Raw genomic sequence first — 18,867 nt, 5'->3', positions numbered from 1 at the left:
TTTATTATGTGAGGAGGAAGACTTGTTATAAGTTATTTCTGACTTCCCACACTGCCAGAACCATGTTTTGCAAGGTGGGCAAAACTTCTTCTTCCTTTCTGGTTTTAAGACCACAGTCAGGATTTACCCACAACCTGTCTTTTCCAACCTTTTCTATCATCTTTAAAATAAGCTTTTTCATCTCTTCCTTTGATACAATCCTTGGAGAGTGGACATCAAACACCCCTGGTCCTACCTCTGACTTTAAATTACTTTTGTTTATACTGTCAAGCAAGGTAAAATCAGATTTTGCAGCTTCAAATGTTATAACGTCAACATCCATCTTTGCAATTTCATCTAAAAGTTCATCAAAGTTGCTGTAGCACATGTGAGTGTGAATTTGTGTTTCGGGTTTTACTTTTGAGCATGTGAGCCTGAATGCTTTTATTGCCCAATCTAAATAATCTTTGTGATAACATTTTCTCAAAGGAAGTTTTTCAATCAGTGCTGCCTCATCAATTTGAATGATCTTTACACCTTCTTTTTCAAGCTCCAAAACCTCTTCTTTTATTGCAAGAGCTAATTGAAAAGCTACATTTTTCAATGGAATGTCTTCACGAACAAATGACCAGTTAAGAATTGTCACTGGTCCTGTCAGGATTCCTTTTACAGGTTTTGAAGTCAAGCTTTGTGCGTATTTTATATATTCCACAGTGAGTGATTTTTTTCTTTTAATGTCAGAAAATATTATAGGAGGTTTTACACATCTTGTACCATATGACTGAACCCAGCCGTTTTGAGTGATTAAAAACCCTTCCAACTTTTCACCGAAAAACTCTACCATGTCATTTCTTTCATATTCACCATGGACAAGCACATCCAGCCCAATTTCTTCTTGAAGCTTTATTACCCTTTCAATTTTGGATTTTATAAAGCTTTCATATTCTTCAAATGTTATCTCACCTTTTTTAAGTTTGCCTCGAGCGGACCTTACATCTTGGGTTTGCGGGAATGACCCAATTGTTGTTGTCGGAAGCTGTGGTAAGTTCAAAACCTCTTTTTGAAGCTTGATTCTCTCTTCAAAACGCGGTTTTCTTTCAAAGTCATCGTCTGTAAGATTATTTACAGCTGTGCTGACATCTGATAGTTTGTTTTTATTCAGCTCTTCAAAAAGCTGAATGTTTTGAACATAGATGCTGTTTGCAGAAAAATTATCTTGAGAAAATAAAAGCTTCAGTTCAGATAGCTCTTTTAACTTTTCCTCAGCAAATGCCAAAAACTTCTTTTTATTGCTGTCAAGCTGTGTTTCAAACTTCAAAGAGTATGGCACAAAGAGTAAGGAACATGATGTTGAAATTACAATGTTTTTCTTGTCAACAAAGGAGGAGAGCATATTTAAAAGCTCAAGGGTGTTTTTGTAGTTGTTTTTAAACACATTTCTGCCATTTACAACCCCGGCAAATAAAAGCTTTTCCTGTGGGAAACCAAATTTTTTAATTAGCTCTACATTGAACTTTCCATCAACAAAGTCAAGCCCGATTGCGTCAAAGTCAAGCATGATTATCTTTTCGAAGCAGTCTCTGACATCTCCAAAATAGGTTTGAAGAATTACCTTTAACTTACCTTTTTGAAGAAGAAGGCTGCGGTAAAAGTTTTCAAGAAATTCTATATCTTTTGCATTCAAATCTGTGACAAGTACTGGTTCATCTATTTGAATAAACTCACTACCTAACTCTTCAAACCTTTTTAGTATTTGAATGTATACATCAAGCAGTTTTTCCCATAAAGATTTATCATACATATCCACATTTGATTTTTTAGAAAGCTTTAAAAAAGTAAGAGCACCGATTATCACAGGTTTTGTTTTAATTCCTATTGAAAGTGCTTCGACAAATTCATCAAAAGGTTTTGTTGATGCAAGTTCAAATTTTGTATTTTCATTGATTTCAGGTACAAGATAGTGGTAATTTGTAAAGAACCACTTTTTCATAGGCAAAGCTTTAAGGTCAATGTTTTGGTCTTGATACCCCTTTGCCAGCGCAAAGTAGAGCTTGAGATCATCTGAGAAAACCACCTTGTATTCCTCGGGTATTGAGCCTACTAGCATTGCATGGTCTAAAAAAGTGTCATAAAATGAAAAATCATTTGATGGTATCAGGTCAACACCATACTCTTTTTGAAGTTGCCAGTGAGTCTTTTTCAAGTTTTTTGAGTTTTGAATGAGTTCTTCTTTTGAAAGTTTTTTGTCAAGATAACTTTCGACCCACTTTTTGAGCTCTCTGTTCTGTCCTATTCTTGGGAAACCGACAACTGAAATCATCTTACAGTTTCAACCTCCTTGAAAAAATTTTAGCTGCTGTCAAAAAACAAAATGGGTCTTTACTGCCAGCAAAAAATACTCAAATTTCATCAAGGCAGTAAAGACCCATTAATACTGTTTTTTAAAAGCTTTTGTATATTTGAACACTTCTCAAAAAGAACAAAAGGCTTTTAAAAACAAAGTATAGCAAATCTTTAAAAAAGGATAAAATACACCCCTGGTCTTTACCACCTTGACTGTGCTTCCCACCGAAGACAGTACAAGGCATCTCAAGCAGGCAGGTCTCCTGGCTCGCACTTCATTCGCACCCTCTCTGCCTTCCCAGAAGGTAAGCTCCACTTTCAAAATAGGAACCCAAACCTTCCAGTGGCAAAAACTTTTTGAGGGCTTGTCAGTGCTCACAGTAGCGGGGGCTGCAGCGGATTTTCACCGCTTTCCCTATTAAGCCGCCCAAACGGCAGCACCTGCTTGATAGGTAAAGCATTAAGCTAATTATTCAATTTTTCAGGATTTTGATATGAATATGTTAATGGAATTTTTTCTTTTTGTCAACATTTCAATCTTCTCTCTTATTTCCATACCCTTTGTTGTAAGATAGTTCCCAACCATACAACCGTTTATCCCACATTCATAAGCCATTATTTCCATATCTCCAAGTGCATTTTCCTTTCCGCCTGCAAGAAGAATAGTCTTTTTAGGCAGTATAATCCTAAATAGTGCCAGAGTAATAAAAATTTCGTTTTGGTCTATTATCTTCATATCTTCAAAAGGTGTGCCTTTTATTGGGTTCAATATATTAATTGGAACAGAGTCAACATCGAGTTCTCTTAGCTCAAAAGCAAGCTTGATTCTTTCAATCATGTCCTCACCCATTGAGATTATTCCACCGCTGCAGATTTGAAGTCCTATCTCTTTTGCAATTTTTAAAGTCTCTTTCTTTTGCTGCTGAGTATGGGTGGAACAGATATTTTTAAAATATGTGCTGGATGTCTCTAAATTATTATGATATTTTACAACCCCAGCTTTCAATAATTTTTTAGCCCTTTCTTGAGTAAGAAAGCCGAGGGATGCACACAAAAGAATGTTATAATTTTTTGAGATATATGAATAGATCTCTAAGATTTTCTCAAATTCTAAATCATTAAGCCTTTCTCCGCTTGTGACTAAGGAGAATCTTTTTACTGGGAAAGATACTATATTTTCAAGATACTCTATTACCTCATCAAGCATAGCAAGATTTTTTATCTCAATTGAACAGCTGTGATGAATAGACTGAGAGCAAAACTTGCAATCTTGCGAACAAAGTCCTACCTTTGCAGGATAAATGGAACAAAGCTCAATTGTATTTTTAAAATAATGTTGTTTTATATTATTGGCAAGATTTATTATCAGTTCTGCATCATGTTTTGCGATTTCATAAAGTATAATTGCATCATTGAAATTAATATCTCTCTCATACTCAACTATCATTTTTTCAACTTCTTTAACAAATTGAACTGATTGAAGAAAATTCAGCAACTAAATCATCTCCGAGCAAAAATGTTTAACAGAACATTCCGCAAGAAGTCTCCATCGTGTATAAGATGGAGATGAATTGCGGTTGATAAATATTCAGTTTCGGTATATAGGTTGTTGAATAAAAGAGATAACCATATTAGACAGATACAGTAATGGGTAAAAAAATCCCCCTTGTGATATAATTTTAATTTGTAAAGACCAAACCAACACACAAGGGGGAATAAAGAAATGTCTAAAATTATTAAAGCACAAAATGAAAAATTTTTAAAGCTCCTTTGCATAATAAAAAAGATTGCAGAAACTACAGTCCAAAGAAGGAAAAACAGTAAAAGAGGCAGACCAAGGAAATTTAGTTTGTTTCAAATAATAGCTTGTTTAGTTTACAAGGTCAAAAGAGGAATAGCAAGTTTTAGGGAATTAGAATACAGAATAAATCAAGATACAGAGTTCAAAAAGAGCATAGGATTAGAAAAAAGTCCAGATTATTCATACATAGCAAAATTAGCAGCAAAAATAGAAGAGGATTTATTGCAAGCTATCCGAGACGTGTTAATAGCAGAAATTAATCCAGATGTATCCATAACAATAGTAGATTCAACACCTTTGAGAAGTTCAAAGCAAGACAAAGAAGCAAAGATAGGAATACATGTTACTATAGGTTTTTACAAAGGATATAAATTACATCTTTTGTGTACAGGGAAAGAAGAAGTGATTCCACTTTTCTGGATTTTAACTACAGCAAACAAACATGACTCTACTCAAGAAGAACTTTTGTACAGGGCATGGAATTACAATTCGAAGATATTATTAGCGGATGCAGGATATGACTGTAACAGATGGTTTGATATTGCAAATAGACTTGAAATAAAATTTGTAGCAGGGGTAAATAGAAGGAATATGAGAAATGAGGAAAACGTAAAAAATAGATTTAGGGCAGAGAATATAAAATTTTTAGGTACAGAAGAAGGTAAGAAGTTATATAAACTCAGGATGAAAATAGAAAAACTTTTTAGCAAGTTGAAAGGTGAGTATAACCTTGAGAATATTAGGTTAAGAGGATTTAAAAGTTACAAAAGGCATACCGATTGGATACTAATTACTTTTTTGTTTGAACAGTTTCTCAGAAAATTAGAAGGCAAAAAATTTTCTTTTGCTTATGAATGGAATCAATAATTATTATCTTTTTATTACTCTATTGGCAATAATTTTTATTCAACAAGCTAAGTTTCGGTATATAATAAAACTGGTGATGATTATGAAATTTGACTCAAATAAACATTCAGTATTTCTTCTCTACTACCATTTGATTTTAGTGACAAAATACAGAAGAGATGTGATAGATGAGAAAATTTCAAAAAGACTAAAAGAAATTTTTGAGTACATTCAACCCAATTACAACATAACCTTGATTGAGTGGAATCATGATAAGGACTCTATTTATGTTTTGTTCAAGGCAACTCCTACAACACCACTTTCCAAGTTTATAAATGCTTATAAAAGTGCCTCTTCAAGGCTTATAAAAAAAGAATTTCCTGAAATTAAGCAAAAACTATGGAAGGAATATTTTTGGTCAAGAAGTTATTGTTTACTGACAAGTGGTGGTGCCCCAGTTGAAGTAATTAGAAAATACATTGAAAGTCAAGGTGAGAAAAGAAAATGTTGAAAGCATATAGGTATCGAATATATCCAACTGAAGCACAGGAAGAATTCTTTGAAAAGACATTTGGTTGTTGTAGATTTGTATGGAACAAGATGTTAGAAGAAAAGCTTGAAACCTTAAGACAGGGTAGAAAGATTCCAAGGATAACTCCAGCAAGATATAAAAAGGAATACCCTTTCCTGAGAGAAGCAGACAGTCTTGCACTTGCAAATGTTCAACTTGAGCAGGAAAAGGCGTTCAGAAACCATTTCAAAAACCCGAAACATTTTAGAATGCCAAAGTTCAAGAAAAAGAAAGATAAGCAGTCATACACAACAAACAACCAGCGACTCAAAAATGGCAATGAAACAATTAGAGTAGATTTTGAAAAAGGTTTTATTTACCTACCAAAGATAAAAAGTGGAATAAAAACAGTATTTCACAGAAAGTTTGAAGGGGAAATAAAATCTGCAACAGTTGTAAAAACGAAAGCAGACAAATACTATGTAAGTATACTTGTAGATGTACAAGACCCAAGAAATGAGGTAAAAGAGCCAAAGAATTTTATTGGCGGGATAGATTTAGGTTTGAAAAGTTTTGCAACAATTGCAAATGACACAGGAACTTTGAAGGTTGAATATCCGAAATATCTTATCAAAGCTGAAAAAAGACTAAAAAGACTACAAAGGCAACTGTCAAGGAAGGAGGAAGGCTCTAAAAACTGGGAGAAAGCAAGAAAAAGGCTTGCAAAAGAGCATGAGTATGTAAAAAATGCAAGGGAAGATTTTTTGCATAAACTTTCCAAGACCATCATAGACGAGAACCAAGTCGTGGTGGTCGAAAGTTTGAACGTAAAAGGACTATCAAAAACAAGATTATCCAAACACATTCTTGATAGTTCATGGTCAAAGTTTTTAGAATATCTTAGATACAAGGCAGATTGGTATGGCAGGAGAGTAATAGAGGTAGATAAGACATTCCCATCTTCGAGAATGTGTAGTATATGTGGATATATCAACAAGGAGTTAAAACTGAAGGATAGGGTATGGGAATGTCCTGAATGTAGAACGATTCATGATAGGGACGAGAATGCAGCGAGAAACTTGAGAAACTATGGGATTGTTTATATAAGCGGTTAGTAGGGTGGGGACCACCCGAATTTACGCCTGTGGAAGACCTAGACCTCTACTACTGGGGATTCCCTCCCCAGTAGCAAGTCTGGCCGATGAAGCAGGAAGCCTCCACCTCTTCAGGTGGATGGTAGTTCACTTAAATAATAGCATAGAAATTGTAAATAGTAAACCAAAAATAAAATCATAGTTTACGAATAAGAAAAATAATTGTTTTGAAGACAAAACCGAAAAATTTTTGTCCAAAATATTCAAATAAAAAATTGTTAATAACTATCTGGATATCCTTGAAGGGAAAGTATTGAATTGCTAAAACAAAAGCTTTGCTCACGCTAATTCTGTGAACGTAAGAAGTATAAAAATTTTTCACACGATTTTTAGAATGCAAATATTACACTCCATAATTTGCCAACTCAAAACCCAATAAAAATGGCGGAGAGAGAGGGATTTGAACCCTCGGTACCCCTTTTGGGGGTACACACGATTTCCAGTCGTGCGCCTTCGACCACTCGGCCATCTCTCCGCTACTATTCCCTTTTCACTTTATCTATTATAAGGCATATTTTGAGTTTTGACAATGGGAAAGTTAAAAGCAAGAAGTAAAAACTCGAAAAGTTATATTTGAATAACAGAGTATCTTTCATTGTTCAATACTTCAAGCATAAATTCTACAGGATCTGGAAGTTGATTTTTAATAAGGTTTTCAAATATTTTTTGAGACATTCCAGATACTAAAAGTACATTTGGTGTTTCTTTAGTTACAGGAATGTTGTTATGCCTTGATGAGACATTCCAGAACACCAAAGTAGGCAACTCATATCCATGATTTTTATACCTTTCTCTTATCGCATCAAAAAGTGGTGCGTCAGGTGAAACTCTTGTGGCTTCGTCAAACTCCATGTCTGAGACAATATATAATTTTTTGGGCAAGTCCTCTTGTGCTAAATTTTTATTTATTGCAATATTTAATATGAGTGTGAAGACTGCTTCAATATCTGTGTTGCATTCCCAGTCTGCATTTTCTAAAAATTTAACTTTCTCATAAATAGTTTTTCCTTGGATTTTTTGTAACTTAGGTTTCGCAGAAAAAGTAATAAACCTATTATGAAAAATTCCTTTATTATTTTCTGCATAATACAATGCTAAACCAACCGAAGCAGCAATTCCAAGAGCATACTGACCACATGCATAAAACATAGAACCTGATGTATCTGCTACAACAAGAGCATTCTCTGATGTGTCAATCTTTGGAATGTTTTGCCACAGAAGATCCAGATGTTTCTTTTCTTCAAGTGACATTTTACCTCTATCTATAAGTATTTGTCTTACAATCTGCACAGCAGAGAGTGTATTTGTATTAATCTTTTTCTTTCCCTGAATGACTTTTTCAATGTACTGAGTGTATCTGTCTTTGTCATTTCGCAAAAATGCTTTTCTGTATTTTAGCATTGCTTGTGAAGGGACTTTTTCGTAATCGAATGTATAGTCTTTCTCTGATAGTCTTCTTTCCAAAACATCAATTCTTTTTCTAAGTTCAGCTAATGTTTTTCTATATTCTTTTGGTGTCATCAAAAGGGCTTTACGAGTCTTCTTTGCAAGTTTTACTGACTCTTTTGAAGAAGTATTTTCACTTTTGAGCCATTTTGCCAAAAGTGAAGGGTTTTCTGATTTTAAGTCTTCAGACAATTGCTGTTTAATAAAAAACCACATGGAGTTTTCAACTGGTGTATCAATCAGTTCATATAAGTCATCCCAGCGTCCAAAAAAAGGAATAAAGACAATGTTTTTTCTGACAATATCCGGATGGGTTTTAGCAAGGTGTTTGAGAACAACTCTAAAAACTCTACGTTCACCAAGTCCTTTTTTAATATCCCTTGTGAAGAATAAATTTTTCATAGCAAGTTGCTTATCTTCATAAAATGCTTTCATAAATAAAGATATAACTCTATCCTCTGGTTGAAATCTCAAACCACCACTCATTGAAAACCAATCAAGATTTGCATTGAGTGTAGATTGAAATGTCAGTGCATTATTTTCTGTGCGAGAAATGTTTGTTGATTTTTCTAACTCGTTGAGAAACTCATCACTCATCACATTTTCCTCCAGAGCATAATTCTATTTTAAATACATAAAGACACCTCTGTCTTCAAGATGCATGATGGCTTCGAACCATCAGCCCACAGAAAAGTCTGCAGGCCTATCCAAAAAATATTTGCTGTCTGCATCTTTGACAGAGGTACTTTACAAGACCCCTTTTCGCTTTGAGATGATATTTGCTGTTGGGGTCTTTTAAAAGAATTAAAAAACGAGACACTTTTTTCCTCAGCTTGTATCATCGCTGTTAGTGTCTCTTTATTCAATTTAAATTTATCAAAAAAGAATCTTTATGTCAATACAATATAAATTTTACTTTATGAAAATTAAGAAAACTAAAAAATATATTGCTCAAAAAAATCAAGAATGCCTCTATTCATGAGAAAAACAGAAAAAACGACAAATTGCTTGTATTTAAACCGATATTTTCGACAAAAACTCTAAAATTAAGTCCTTGACAACTTTTTAAAAACCCTTTATAATATTTACCCCCTCTATTTACAAAAAAAAGAATAATGATATAATAATAATGTTTTTAAGTATAGTAAAATTGAGAAAATTTTATGCAGCTGCGAAAATTAAATATTTGTAGAGGGGCAGTGATGTTAAGGTGGTTGATAAACTTCACCTTCAACAGCTGAGAAAAGACATTGAAGCCCTAAAAGGCGAAAAGGTTTTAATTCGTGCCAATAAAGGACGCAAAAAAATGATTGAGGTTGAAGGTATTTTGGAGAACACTTATTCAAATATCTTTGTTGTCAAGTTTCCGATTGACAGAGAATGTAAACAGTACAGGTGTGTAACATACACCTATTCTGATCTTATTACAAACACAGTAGAAATTATACTTTGTAAGACAAATACAAAGGTAAGTGTTATGTAAACTCAATAGTTTTATCAATTTTTCCTTGTACGTTTTTATTATAATCAAAAATATTGATTTGTCAACTACTTAAAAGGGCTTATTCTGAAGACAAATTTTTAGAATAAGCTCTTTTTTATTTTACATATTTTCGGGACATCCTTGCATATATTTTATAATGAAGAAGATAGAAAACATTAAATGGAGGCAAGTTTAGCATTGGAAAAAAGATTTGAAAAGGTTGAATACATTAATGTCTATGGCTCAGATTCGCAAAAGGTGATTGTTGAAGGCGAGATTTTGCTTCCAGAGATAAAACCGGATGCTGTGAAAGTTCTTCAGACTGATAGTGAAGTTTTGATTACAAATGTTGAGGTTTTAAACGACAAAGTAGTTGTTCAGGGCGAAATAGAGTTTAAAGTAATTTATCTCTCCTCTGATCCGCAAAAGAAGATTGCTTCTGTTTCAAGTTCAGCAGAATTCACAAAGACATTCGATATGTTGGGAGTAAGACCTGCAATGGCATATGAGGTCAAAGATGATCTTATTTACACCTTTTGTTCTCCTATAAGTCCACGCAAACTTTCTGCTAAAGCAATTGCAGAAATTACAGTTTTAGTAAAAGCACCAGCTACTATTGAGTATCTTGCCAACATTGAAGAACATTCAATAAAGTATTTAAAAGAAAAAATTTCAATTTCAAATCCCCGAAGCATAACAGAAGAGATTTCAAAAAGAGAGATTTTAGAGATTCCTCAGGGCAAACCTTCAATCAGAGAAATATTGCAATGTTTTGCAAGACTTTCAGACAAGAATATCAAGTTTGACAGGAAAAAGATTACCTTTGACTTAAAAGTTGACTTAAAAACTCTCTATTCACCAGATGTTGGGCAAACTCCTATTGAGATGGTTGAACATGAGATATTAATTCAGCACTATTTTGAACTTTCAGATAGTCCTGACGATGTAGAACCGATTGTTAAATTTTATATCAAAAACTTCAAGGTTTTGCCCAAGACTGATGAAATAGGTGAACTTCGCAGGATAGAGTATGATATAGCTATTGAAGCTGAGATAACATTTCATGATGTAAAAACTATTGAGCCTATTGTTGATGTATATTCAACAGAGTATGAGATAAAAGATTCAAAGAAACTACTCAGCATAGAGCAGTTTGTTGGGAAGGGTCGGCATGTCCATCTTTTAAAAGACACAGTATTATTGCCTACCGAACCTGAAGAGGTCTTTTCTGTATCTGGAAGAATAGAAATCGATCTTATAAAACCAGAAAAGGATAAGGTAAATATTAAAGGTGTTGCTGTTGTCTTTTTAATTTATCTTTCTAAAGACTCGCAGGATATCATAAAAAATACAACCACGCAAATTCCTTTTGATGTAAAATTAGATATGGAAGGTGTAGAGGAAACAGACAGAGCTTTTGCAAATATTGAAATAGAAAACATATCATTTTCTATTATTTCTACATCAGAAGTTGAACTGAGGATTCATCTTGCAGTTGAAGTGTGGGTAAAAAGAGGACTTTCAATTGAGATTTTGTCCGACGTTGATATTATAGAAGAGATAAAAAAAGAAGATGAAAGGCTTGCAAGTGTGTACATTTATACTGTCCAGAAAGGTGACACTCTGTGGAAAATAGCAAAAAAATACAGAACAACAGTAGAGAAAATCATTGATTTTAATCAGATAGAAAAAGATGAAATTATACCCGGTCAAAAACTTTTAATAGTGAAATAAAAATTAAACTGCCTCATCTGGAAGCAGAATTTCCAATGAGGCAGTATTTTTTATGATTTTACAGGAACTTTTTTGAGGATAATATCTATGCATTTATTTATGTCACCTGCACCAATAGTTGCAATAATGTCACCTTTTTTAGCTTCTTTTATTACATAGGATGCAATATCTTCAAAACTGCTTATATATTCACAGTCCACTCCAATTTCTTTAAGTTTCAAATAAAGGTTTTCGGATGTGATTCCGAAAGTATTTTTTTCCCGTGCAGCATATACATCTGTAACAATAACCTTGTCAGCCAAACTTAAGCTTTCGGCAAACTCGTTCAAAAGGTTTTTAAGTCTTGAAAATGTGTGTGGTTGGAATATGGCAAAAACCTTTCCCTGAGAAAGTTTTTTCAGGGTATTAAGCGATGCCTTAATTTCGGTGGGATGATGAGCATAATCGTCATAAAGGTATATTCCATCGAACTCTCCTACCTTTTCAAGCCTGCGCGAAGCACCACAGAACTCAGAAATAGCATGTTCAATTGTAATACTTTCTACTCCCAGCTTCGAAGCAACCGCAAATGCAGCAAGTGCGTTATAGACGTTATGAAAACCAGGAATGTTGAGTTTTATATGAGCTAAAGTCTCATCGTCCTTATTTTTAACGTCAAATTCATAGTATCCATCAATACAGCTGATATTGTCGGCAAAAATATCAGTTTTTTCTTTTGTGGATATACAAATTATCTGTGTGTTGAGCTGACTTATGATATCTTTAACATTTTTATCATCACAGTTTGCTACTAAAAACCCTGAAGTTGAAATTTTCTGTGCGAACTTTTTAAAAGAGTTTTTTATTGAATCTATATCTTTGAAATAGTCCAAATGGTCATTGTCAATGTTTAAGATGACTCCAATTGTAGGATTGAACTTTAAGAAGCTATCTACGTACTCACATGCTTCAACAACAAGGTATTCTTTTGAACCTATCACAAAATTTCCGCTCAGCTGTTTTACAAACGCACCTACCAGAACTGTAGGGTTATAATTTGCTTTTTTCAGGATATAACCAATCATAGAGGTTGTAGTTGTTTTTCCATGCGTTCCTGAGATTGCAATGACATTTTTAAAATCTTTCATCAAAAGTCCTAAAAATTCTGCCCTCTCGTAAATTTTCAGATTCATCCTCTTTGCTGCTAAAAGTTCAGGATTGTCTTTTGAAATTGCCGCAGTGTAAATTACAGTTTCATCACCATTTAAATGACTTTCATCATGTCCGATATATACATTTATTCCATTTTGTTTTAACATCTTTGTAGTAGTGCTTTCCTGCATGTCAGAACCTTCAACCCAAAATCCTTGATTTTTGAGTATAAGAGCAATGGCACTCATTGATATTCCACCAATACCTATGAAAAAATACTTGTTCATTTTAAAAAAACTTACCTCCAGCCCGAAAATTTCGAGATTGAAATACCCCTATATTCTATATTATACTTCTTTTTTGCCTGACTTGTTAAAATATTTTTTAAATCGAACGTTCGCTCAAAAAATTTTTGTATCATTCGGAGGTTATGGTATAATTATTCTCAATAATATTATATTTAATATTGAATAAGTTAAATAGGTTTTTATTTGTTCTGGAGGTGTCTTTTGTGCAAAAGATTGGAAAATCAGAACGGCTCATTTTTATAACAAGCACTCTTGTGCAAAATCCTATGAAGCTTTTTAGTCTTACTTTTTTCTGTGATAAACTCAGCTGTGCCAAATCCACCTTGAGTGAGGATATAGATTTAATTTCTCAAATATTTGAGCAGACAGGCCAGGGGAAGCTTGAAACAGTCAGTGGTGCTGCCGGTGGTGTTTATTATATTCCTACCATGAAGAAAGAGGATGAAATAGAATTTTTAAACTTTTTGAAAAATGAGCTGCAAAATCCCGAGAGAATTGTATCAGGTGGGTTTGTATATATAAACGACATTGTTTTTAACCCCGAGGTTATAAAAAAAGCGGCAAGAATATTTGTGAGGTTATTTTTAGAAAAAGAAATAGACTATATTGCCACTGTTGAGGCAAAAGGTATTGCTCTTGCATCATATGTTGCTCAGTATTTCAACAAACCGCTTGTTGTTGCACGAAACTCAAGCAAGTTCACAGAAGGCTCAACTGTCAATATTTCGTACATTTCAGGTACGACAGGTAAGATTGAAACTATGACAATGGCAAAAAAGGCTATAAAAAAAGGAGCAAGGGTTTTATTCATAGACGATTTCATGCGTGGCGGCGGGACAGTGCGAGGAATGAAAGACCTTCTTTCTGAATTTGAATCAAGCTTGGTTGGTGTTGGAGTGCTCATTGCTACAAAAGACAAAAAGTCTGTGGATGTAGATTACAAAAGCCTTTTGATACTTGAAAAACTTGATGCCGAAAATAAAAGAATAACTTTTTCTATCAACCCTCAGGTTATTTCATAAAAATTAGGCAAAATGCCCCAAATGGAAAGAAAAATTTGTTAAAAGTGCTAAAGGGAAAGATTAAAAAGTGGAGAATTATATAAAATAACAACACTAAATTTTAACATGGAGGATGGACTTATGCAGGTGACAGATGTTAGGATTAGAAAAATTACAAATGAAGGAAAAATGAAGGCTATTGTGTCGGTGACATTTGACAACTGCTTTGTTGTTCATGACATTAAGATTATCGAGGGGCAAAACGGACTTTTCATTGCTATGCCAAGTCGCAAAACTCCCGAGGGCGAGTTTAAAGATATTGCTCATCCGATAAACCAGGAGACGCGCGACATGGTCCAAAAAGCTGTTATTGAGAAGTATGAGGCTGTAATCTCAGCTGGTGAATAAAACGATGGCTTTAAGTTAAAAGAAAAAAGGACTTTAGGTAAAGTTTCGGCTCCTAAGGTCCTTTTGTTTTTTATGGAATTGTAATAAGATTTATACCTGGCAAAAGATTAACTATGGTTCTTTTTTCCTGACCATTTGGCAAAAGAGTAATTAATGTAAAACCTTTTATCTCAGAGTAGTTTTTATTGTCCACAACAAGGGTTGTGTTGTCAAGTGGGGTTATTTGTACATTTTTCAATGCAACCTCATAGTCGATAAAATCTTTTACTGTTGGTACCCATAAAAGTTTTTTGCTCATGAGGTTTGAGACTAATCTTAGACTTCTGTCAAACTGCGGTGAGATATATACATTTTTGTTTTTCACAACAAAAAGCTTGTTTTTCTGCATAGGATGAGCAAAATAGTCGTGGATGATGCTAATTCCATTTTCACTAACAAGCCTGTCAAGCTGACTTTGAGTAAGCATCTTTGGAAGATTTTTGTATCTTACCGAGTTCCACTGGTACAGCGAGTCACCTTTTCCAAAGTTGTAGTTCTTGAAAAAAATCTGAGGATGCCAGGAAACCTTGTCAGGCTGAAGCATATTGAGCGTGTCAAGCTTTACGTCAAGGTACGACCAGCAGTATTTGTATCCATATTTTAAGAAAAGGTCAAAGGAATAATTTTTACTGCCGTAAATAGCACCTTCGCTCTTTAAATCTGCGCATCGTGTACCGTCAGAAATACTGTGGTCAATCCAGTCATCAAGTTTTAAATAACTCGTATCTTCCAGTGCTTTTGTAATAAGCTGACGAGTGTTTTCTTTAGCAACTGGCGATGCTGTGTGCAGAACCACCTCTATTTTCTTTTGTGCTAAAAACTCTATGAGTTTTCTGTACTCTGGATTGTCAAATCCAGGTATTCCTTTTACTGATTTATAAAAAAATCCCCATGTTATTGGTATTTTATATCCTACAAATCCCTTTTTCATATAAGAAGGGTCTTTTGTATCTGTTGTGCCAAACATCATGGCTTTTATGATTGATATCATATTTGAATCAGAGTGATGAGAAAATATTAAAATAGCCTTTGTGCCGTTGGGTGACCTTGATTTTATAGAATATGTGTAATTTTCAGGGAAGATGGAATACACATATGTCTTTTCAAATCCTTTTCTAAAAAGCTGTGTTGTGGTGTATATATGTTCTTTGTTCTTTCCAATTACAAAATACTTTGTATCATCAGAATTTGAAAGAAACATAAATACATTTGCCCTGTCTTTTAAGTTATATACTTCAATTGAATCATAGTTGTTTGCATAGCCTATGGCACAGTTTTCAAGCTTTAGATAAAAATCTGAAAGAAAGTCTGTAACATACATGGGTTTTGTAAATTTTTCGAGCTTATAATCTCTTTTTAAAATAAAAAGTGGTCTTGACTCAAATTCAATAGGTGAATACTCTTTAAAGACTTGATGATCTTCTTTAGACTTTAAAGTTTCCTCAACGTTTATAACTTCCTGCGAGGAAGATATAAATATTTTTCTGGTAATTTTTTGAAAACCATTTTCAAACTCCTGCTGAATATAGTTGTTGTAAACCTGAACGTTTTTCAGCAGGAAAATATATTTTGAGGGTTTTGTAAAGGTTAGCTTGAAATTTTTAAACTCACAGCTTATAAGATTGTGGCTTGTATGAGAAATCTCAAAGCTTATAAACTTACTATCAACAGGGATAGAAAAAGAGGTTTTAAATGTTCCTCTACCAGAGGTTACTTTTATCTTTTCAGGCAATGAAAGTATTTTTGTTTTGTTTTCAGAAAAGATAAAGATTTCTATATTTATAGTTTCATCGTCTTTTAGCTGGGGCGTTCTTTTAAATTCGAGGTTGTAGCTAAAGGCAAGCTGAGCAGATTGATATTCATCTTTGAGAGCAATATACGGTGATGTTATTTTATAAAAGACGTCAAGGGTGTGAAAGTTGAGCTTTAAACTATTATTTTTACCGTCTGACAAAAATAAAAGGTCTGAAGGTTCACTTTTTTCAATCTTCCAGTTAATCATCCCGTTTTCAATAAAAGGCAAGGAAGTAATTTGGGTTTCTTCTTTTTTTGTTGGAATTTCATTTAACAGTTCAGGAGGTAATATCTTGGCAACAACATGGTTGTCCTTTAAAATCTCAACATAGTTCTCCTTGGTCTTAACAGAAAATAAGCATTTTTCTGGGTTGGTTTGAATAACTTTTGCCATACCTGTAACAGCTAAATTTATGAAAAAGGCAAAGACTATCAGGAAAACCACGAACTTTTTTTTCATATTTTCCTCAATAATCTCCTTCCTTTTTTATTCTTTTGTATTGCGAAATGTTTGCTAAATATTAATTATATTCCGAATAGGGAGAAAGATTCAATTAAAATTATTTAATGCTTTTCTTTTCCAGTTTCGAAATCTCTGAAACGAATACAAATTTTATGTTCTCTTTCTTTGCCTTTTCCACAGCCTGCTTGAATGCTTCAATTGTTGTGATACCGCCATCAACTCCGAGATGACCTATTGCCACAGAAAAACCTTTCTTCTTTGCCAGGTTAAAAAGAATATTAAACTTGTCTTGTATCGGCTTTAGTTCATTTCTTGAATCAAGTATAATGTCTGGAATGATAACCTGAAGACCTATTTGCTTTCCCATTTTTGAAAAAAGTGATTCTGAAGAAAAGGTAGAATCTACCAAGACCATATCCTTTTCTTTTGCCAGCGTGCACAGCTTTTTTACTATTCTTTCATTTTTGCAAACAAGCGTCCCGAGATGTGTACTAACACCTTTGCTATTTGCTACATTTGCCAATGCATCTTTGAAAATTTTTTCAATCTCATCATCAGGAGTAGCATTCATTATACTTCGCGGGCACAACCAAATTGTACTGCCCTCTTCAGGCTCCATTGAAAGATGCAGCAGAACTTCCTTTCCTTTTTCCTGGCACATGAGAGAGATCTTATTGGAAAAAGGCAAAAAAGGAATAATGGCAATATCAAATGGTACGTTTATACTCAAAAGCTTTTGTACTTCTTCCTCATCCATTCCAGCATCTTCAAAAATGATAGCAACAAACGATGATGTTTGGCTGGCAGCTTCTTTGATTTTTGGCTTCGGGTTGTAGAGAATATATACAAGAAGCAATGTAATACAGCACAAAAGAGCAAGAAAGGGTATGAAGAACTTACTTAGTTTTGTCTTTTCTATTATCACAAGAACATATCTTTTAAATCTCATTTGCTTTTAAGTTATATAACTTCTTCAATAAATAACTTATTCTAATATTGCTTTTTGTATGCAAGTTTGAAAGAGATAGAATTATTTGAGATTTTTCAAAAAACGCTCAAAATTTTCGGTGGACAGTACCTTGTATTCTTTGTTATATCTAACTTTGTTATATTCTTCAACAAGCTTGTTTACAACATCAGCATTCAAAAGTTCACCTTTTAAGATAATTTTTCCCATCTCAAATGGTGTGTAAGAACTTTTGAGAACATAATTCTTCTTTTGATAAAAATATTCCATTGTGAGTTTAAAAATAATACGAAGTCGCAAATTAAAATCATTTATTTTCTCAAAGTTTACTCTTTTTGCTCGGGGTGATTTTAATTTTTTAGCAGTCGACTTTTTTGCAAAGATGAATGTCTTCACATCTGTATAGTTTTGTCCTCTTTCTTCAATCTGAAGATTATTTGTGATACGGCTTATAAAAAGCAAAAAGTTTGCTATCACCTGCTTTAGAACATTTACAAAAAGTCCGAATGTCTTGTATAACAAAAATCCTAAGATTGTCAGCGCAAGAACATAACCAATAAAGTCAAGGATTTGAGCCAATAAACTCTTTTTTACAGGCCTCATGTTTTTTAAAAATTCTTCTAATCCATTTCCGGCATTTGTCTGGGGTTTTGTTGGAGCAAACAAAGAGTTTAAAAAGTCAATAATCTTCTTTATTATGCTGAGTATAAACTTTATTGTTTCCACAATAAATGAAACAATGTATGGCGCAAGACCCTTGAACTTGAAAAGAAGAAGAAGGATCACTATGAATCCAATGCTCAAAAAAAGGTTAATATAACTTATGCTGTTTGATATGCTATTTTTTCTTCTATATCTTTTGCTGAGCAGATTTTCAAGGTTAACCCTGTTTATAAGATAAACGCTTGTAATCAAAAATATTATTGAATAGGTAGTGTATTGGTTTATAATATTCCTTGGGATGTTCATAAAACTTGAGACTGCTCCCACAATTATTATAGCCCAAAGACCTGCTAAGATTGCTCCCAGTGAGAGCGAGACCTGCTCTTTTTCGAATATTAAATATGAGTATATATAAAGTCCCATACAAAAAACCTGACCGAGAAACATTTCAAAAAGACCGTAGGGCTTTAACACAATTAGTGAAAAACCCTGGGGAACTACTATTATAAACAGGATATTTAAAATCTTTTCCCACATACCCTGACTCTTTGCCCGAATAAGATAAGGAATGAGCAAGAACAAAATATCCATGACCACAAATGCTAAGAATATATTTGAAAAGTTTATTTCAGCTACTAAGTAGGAAAACATAATGAAAATTGGGAAAACAAGGCTTGTTATGGCAAAAAGATATATATACTTTGTAATAAACTGATTAACTTTTTCCATTTTGTTCACTCCAAAAAAGATTTAGCTATAAAATATAGTATCACTAAACAGAGTTGCAATAAACATT

General features: G+C 33.5%; 14 protein-coding genes, 1 tRNA gene and 1 riboswitch. Of the genes, 7 read left to right on the top strand and 8 right to left on the bottom strand.

The window, feature by feature from the left end:
* Positions 1–25: 25 nt before the first annotated feature.
* Together metE and bioB are read right to left on the bottom strand one after the other, a co-directional pair.
* The gene (gene metE, locus COB47_RS10920; protein WP_013291414.1) at positions 26–2,299 is read right to left on the bottom strand and encodes a 5-methyltetrahydropteroyltriglutamate--homocysteine S-methyltransferase; all 2,274 of its coding nucleotides are present in this window, start codon (positions 2,297–2,299) and stop codon (positions 26–28) included.
* Between the two features lie 259 nt (positions 2,300–2,558).
* A riboswitch (cobalamin riboswitch) is annotated at positions 2,559–2,782 on the bottom strand.
* Positions 2,783–2,803: 21 nt separating this feature from the next.
* Positions 2,804–3,817: a biotin synthase BioB gene (bioB, locus tag COB47_RS10910; RefSeq protein WP_013291413.1), complete on the bottom strand. Its 1,014-nt coding sequence runs from the start codon at positions 3,815–3,817 to the stop codon at positions 2,804–2,806.
* 228 nt (positions 3,818–4,045) lie between these two features.
* On the opposite strand from bioB, the gene COB47_RS10905 reads away from it, so the two are divergent.
* The 3 genes from COB47_RS10905 to COB47_RS10895 all read left to right on the top strand — a co-directional run bounded on the left by COB47_RS10905 (position 4,046) and on the right by COB47_RS10895 (position 6,595).
* Complete coding sequence (locus COB47_RS10905) at positions 4,046–4,990, top strand: ISNCY family transposase (RefSeq protein ID WP_013289416.1); 945 nt, start codon at positions 4,046–4,048, stop codon at positions 4,988–4,990.
* An 82-nt stretch (positions 4,991–5,072) separates the two neighbouring features.
* On the top strand, positions 5,073–5,480 hold the full coding sequence (gene tnpA, locus COB47_RS10900; protein ID WP_041742831.1) for an IS200/IS605 family transposase: 408 nt from the start codon (positions 5,073–5,075) through the stop codon (positions 5,478–5,480).
* Entirely contained in the window at positions 5,474–6,595 is a 1,122-nt protein-coding gene (locus COB47_RS10895; protein ID WP_013291411.1) for an RNA-guided endonuclease TnpB family protein, read from the top strand. Before tnpA ends, COB47_RS10895 begins: the two co-directional genes overlap by 7 nt.
* A 421-nt stretch (positions 6,596–7,016) precedes the next feature.
* On the opposite strand, the gene COB47_RS10890 is transcribed toward COB47_RS10895, so the two are convergent.
* Together COB47_RS10890 and COB47_RS10885 are read right to left on the bottom strand one after the other, a co-directional pair.
* A tRNA-Ser gene (locus COB47_RS10890) sits at positions 7,017–7,109 on the bottom strand.
* A 92-nt stretch (positions 7,110–7,201) separates the two neighbouring features.
* Entirely contained in the window at positions 7,202–8,677 is a 1,476-nt protein-coding gene (locus COB47_RS10885) for a DUF2828 family protein (RefSeq protein ID WP_013291410.1), read from the bottom strand.
* 613 nt (positions 8,678–9,290) lie between these two features.
* On the opposite strand from COB47_RS10885, the gene COB47_RS10875 reads away from it, so the two are divergent.
* Together COB47_RS10875 and COB47_RS10870 are read left to right on the top strand one after the other, a co-directional pair.
* Positions 9,291–9,563, top strand: a complete 273-nt coding sequence (locus COB47_RS10875) for a Veg family protein (RefSeq protein ID WP_013291409.1) — start codon at positions 9,291–9,293, stop codon at positions 9,561–9,563.
* Positions 9,564–9,761: 198 nt separating this feature from the next.
* Positions 9,762–11,297: a DUF3794 and LysM peptidoglycan-binding domain-containing protein gene (locus tag COB47_RS10870; RefSeq protein WP_013291408.1), complete on the top strand. Its 1,536-nt coding sequence runs from the start codon at positions 9,762–9,764 to the stop codon at positions 11,295–11,297.
* A gap of 50 nt (positions 11,298–11,347) precedes the next feature.
* Here COB47_RS10870 and murC read toward each other — a convergent pair whose 3' ends face one another.
* Positions 11,348–12,715: a UDP-N-acetylmuramate--L-alanine ligase gene (gene murC, locus COB47_RS10865; RefSeq protein WP_013291407.1), complete on the bottom strand. Its 1,368-nt coding sequence runs from the start codon at positions 12,713–12,715 to the stop codon at positions 11,348–11,350.
* A 224-nt stretch (positions 12,716–12,939) separates the two neighbouring features.
* Between murC and purR the strand changes: the two genes are divergently transcribed.
* Both purR and spoVG read left to right on the top strand, forming a co-directional pair.
* Entirely contained in the window at positions 12,940–13,758 is an 819-nt protein-coding gene (gene purR / locus COB47_RS10860) for a pur operon repressor (RefSeq protein ID WP_013291406.1), read from the top strand.
* A gap of 120 nt (positions 13,759–13,878) precedes the next feature.
* On the top strand, positions 13,879–14,145 hold the full coding sequence (gene spoVG, locus COB47_RS10855; protein WP_013291405.1) for a septation regulator SpoVG: 267 nt from the start codon (positions 13,879–13,881) through the stop codon (positions 14,143–14,145).
* A gap of 70 nt (positions 14,146–14,215) precedes the next feature.
* On the opposite strand, the gene COB47_RS10850 is transcribed toward spoVG, so the two are convergent.
* From COB47_RS10850 to COB47_RS10840, 3 genes are all read right to left on the bottom strand, one after another.
* On the bottom strand, positions 14,216–16,438 hold the full coding sequence (locus COB47_RS10850) for a hypothetical protein (RefSeq protein WP_013291404.1): 2,223 nt from the start codon (positions 16,436–16,438) through the stop codon (positions 14,216–14,218).
* Positions 16,439–16,538: 100 nt separating this feature from the next.
* The gene (locus tag COB47_RS10845; RefSeq protein WP_013291403.1) at positions 16,539–17,390 is read right to left on the bottom strand and encodes a divergent polysaccharide deacetylase family protein; all 852 of its coding nucleotides are present in this window, start codon (positions 17,388–17,390) and stop codon (positions 16,539–16,541) included.
* Positions 17,391–17,471: 81 nt separating this feature from the next.
* Complete coding sequence (locus COB47_RS10840) at positions 17,472–18,800, bottom strand: hypothetical protein (RefSeq protein ID WP_013291402.1); 1,329 nt, start codon at positions 18,798–18,800, stop codon at positions 17,472–17,474.
* Positions 18,801–18,867 lie beyond the last annotated feature (67 nt).

It is taken from the genome of Caldicellulosiruptor obsidiansis OB47 (assembly GCF_000145215.1).
GTDB lineage: Bacteria > Bacillota > Thermoanaerobacteria > Caldicellulosiruptorales > Caldicellulosiruptoraceae > Caldicellulosiruptor > Caldicellulosiruptor obsidiansis.
The sequence above is the reverse complement of the archived record's forward strand: the minus strand, read 5'-3'. Positions and strand labels throughout refer to the sequence as shown.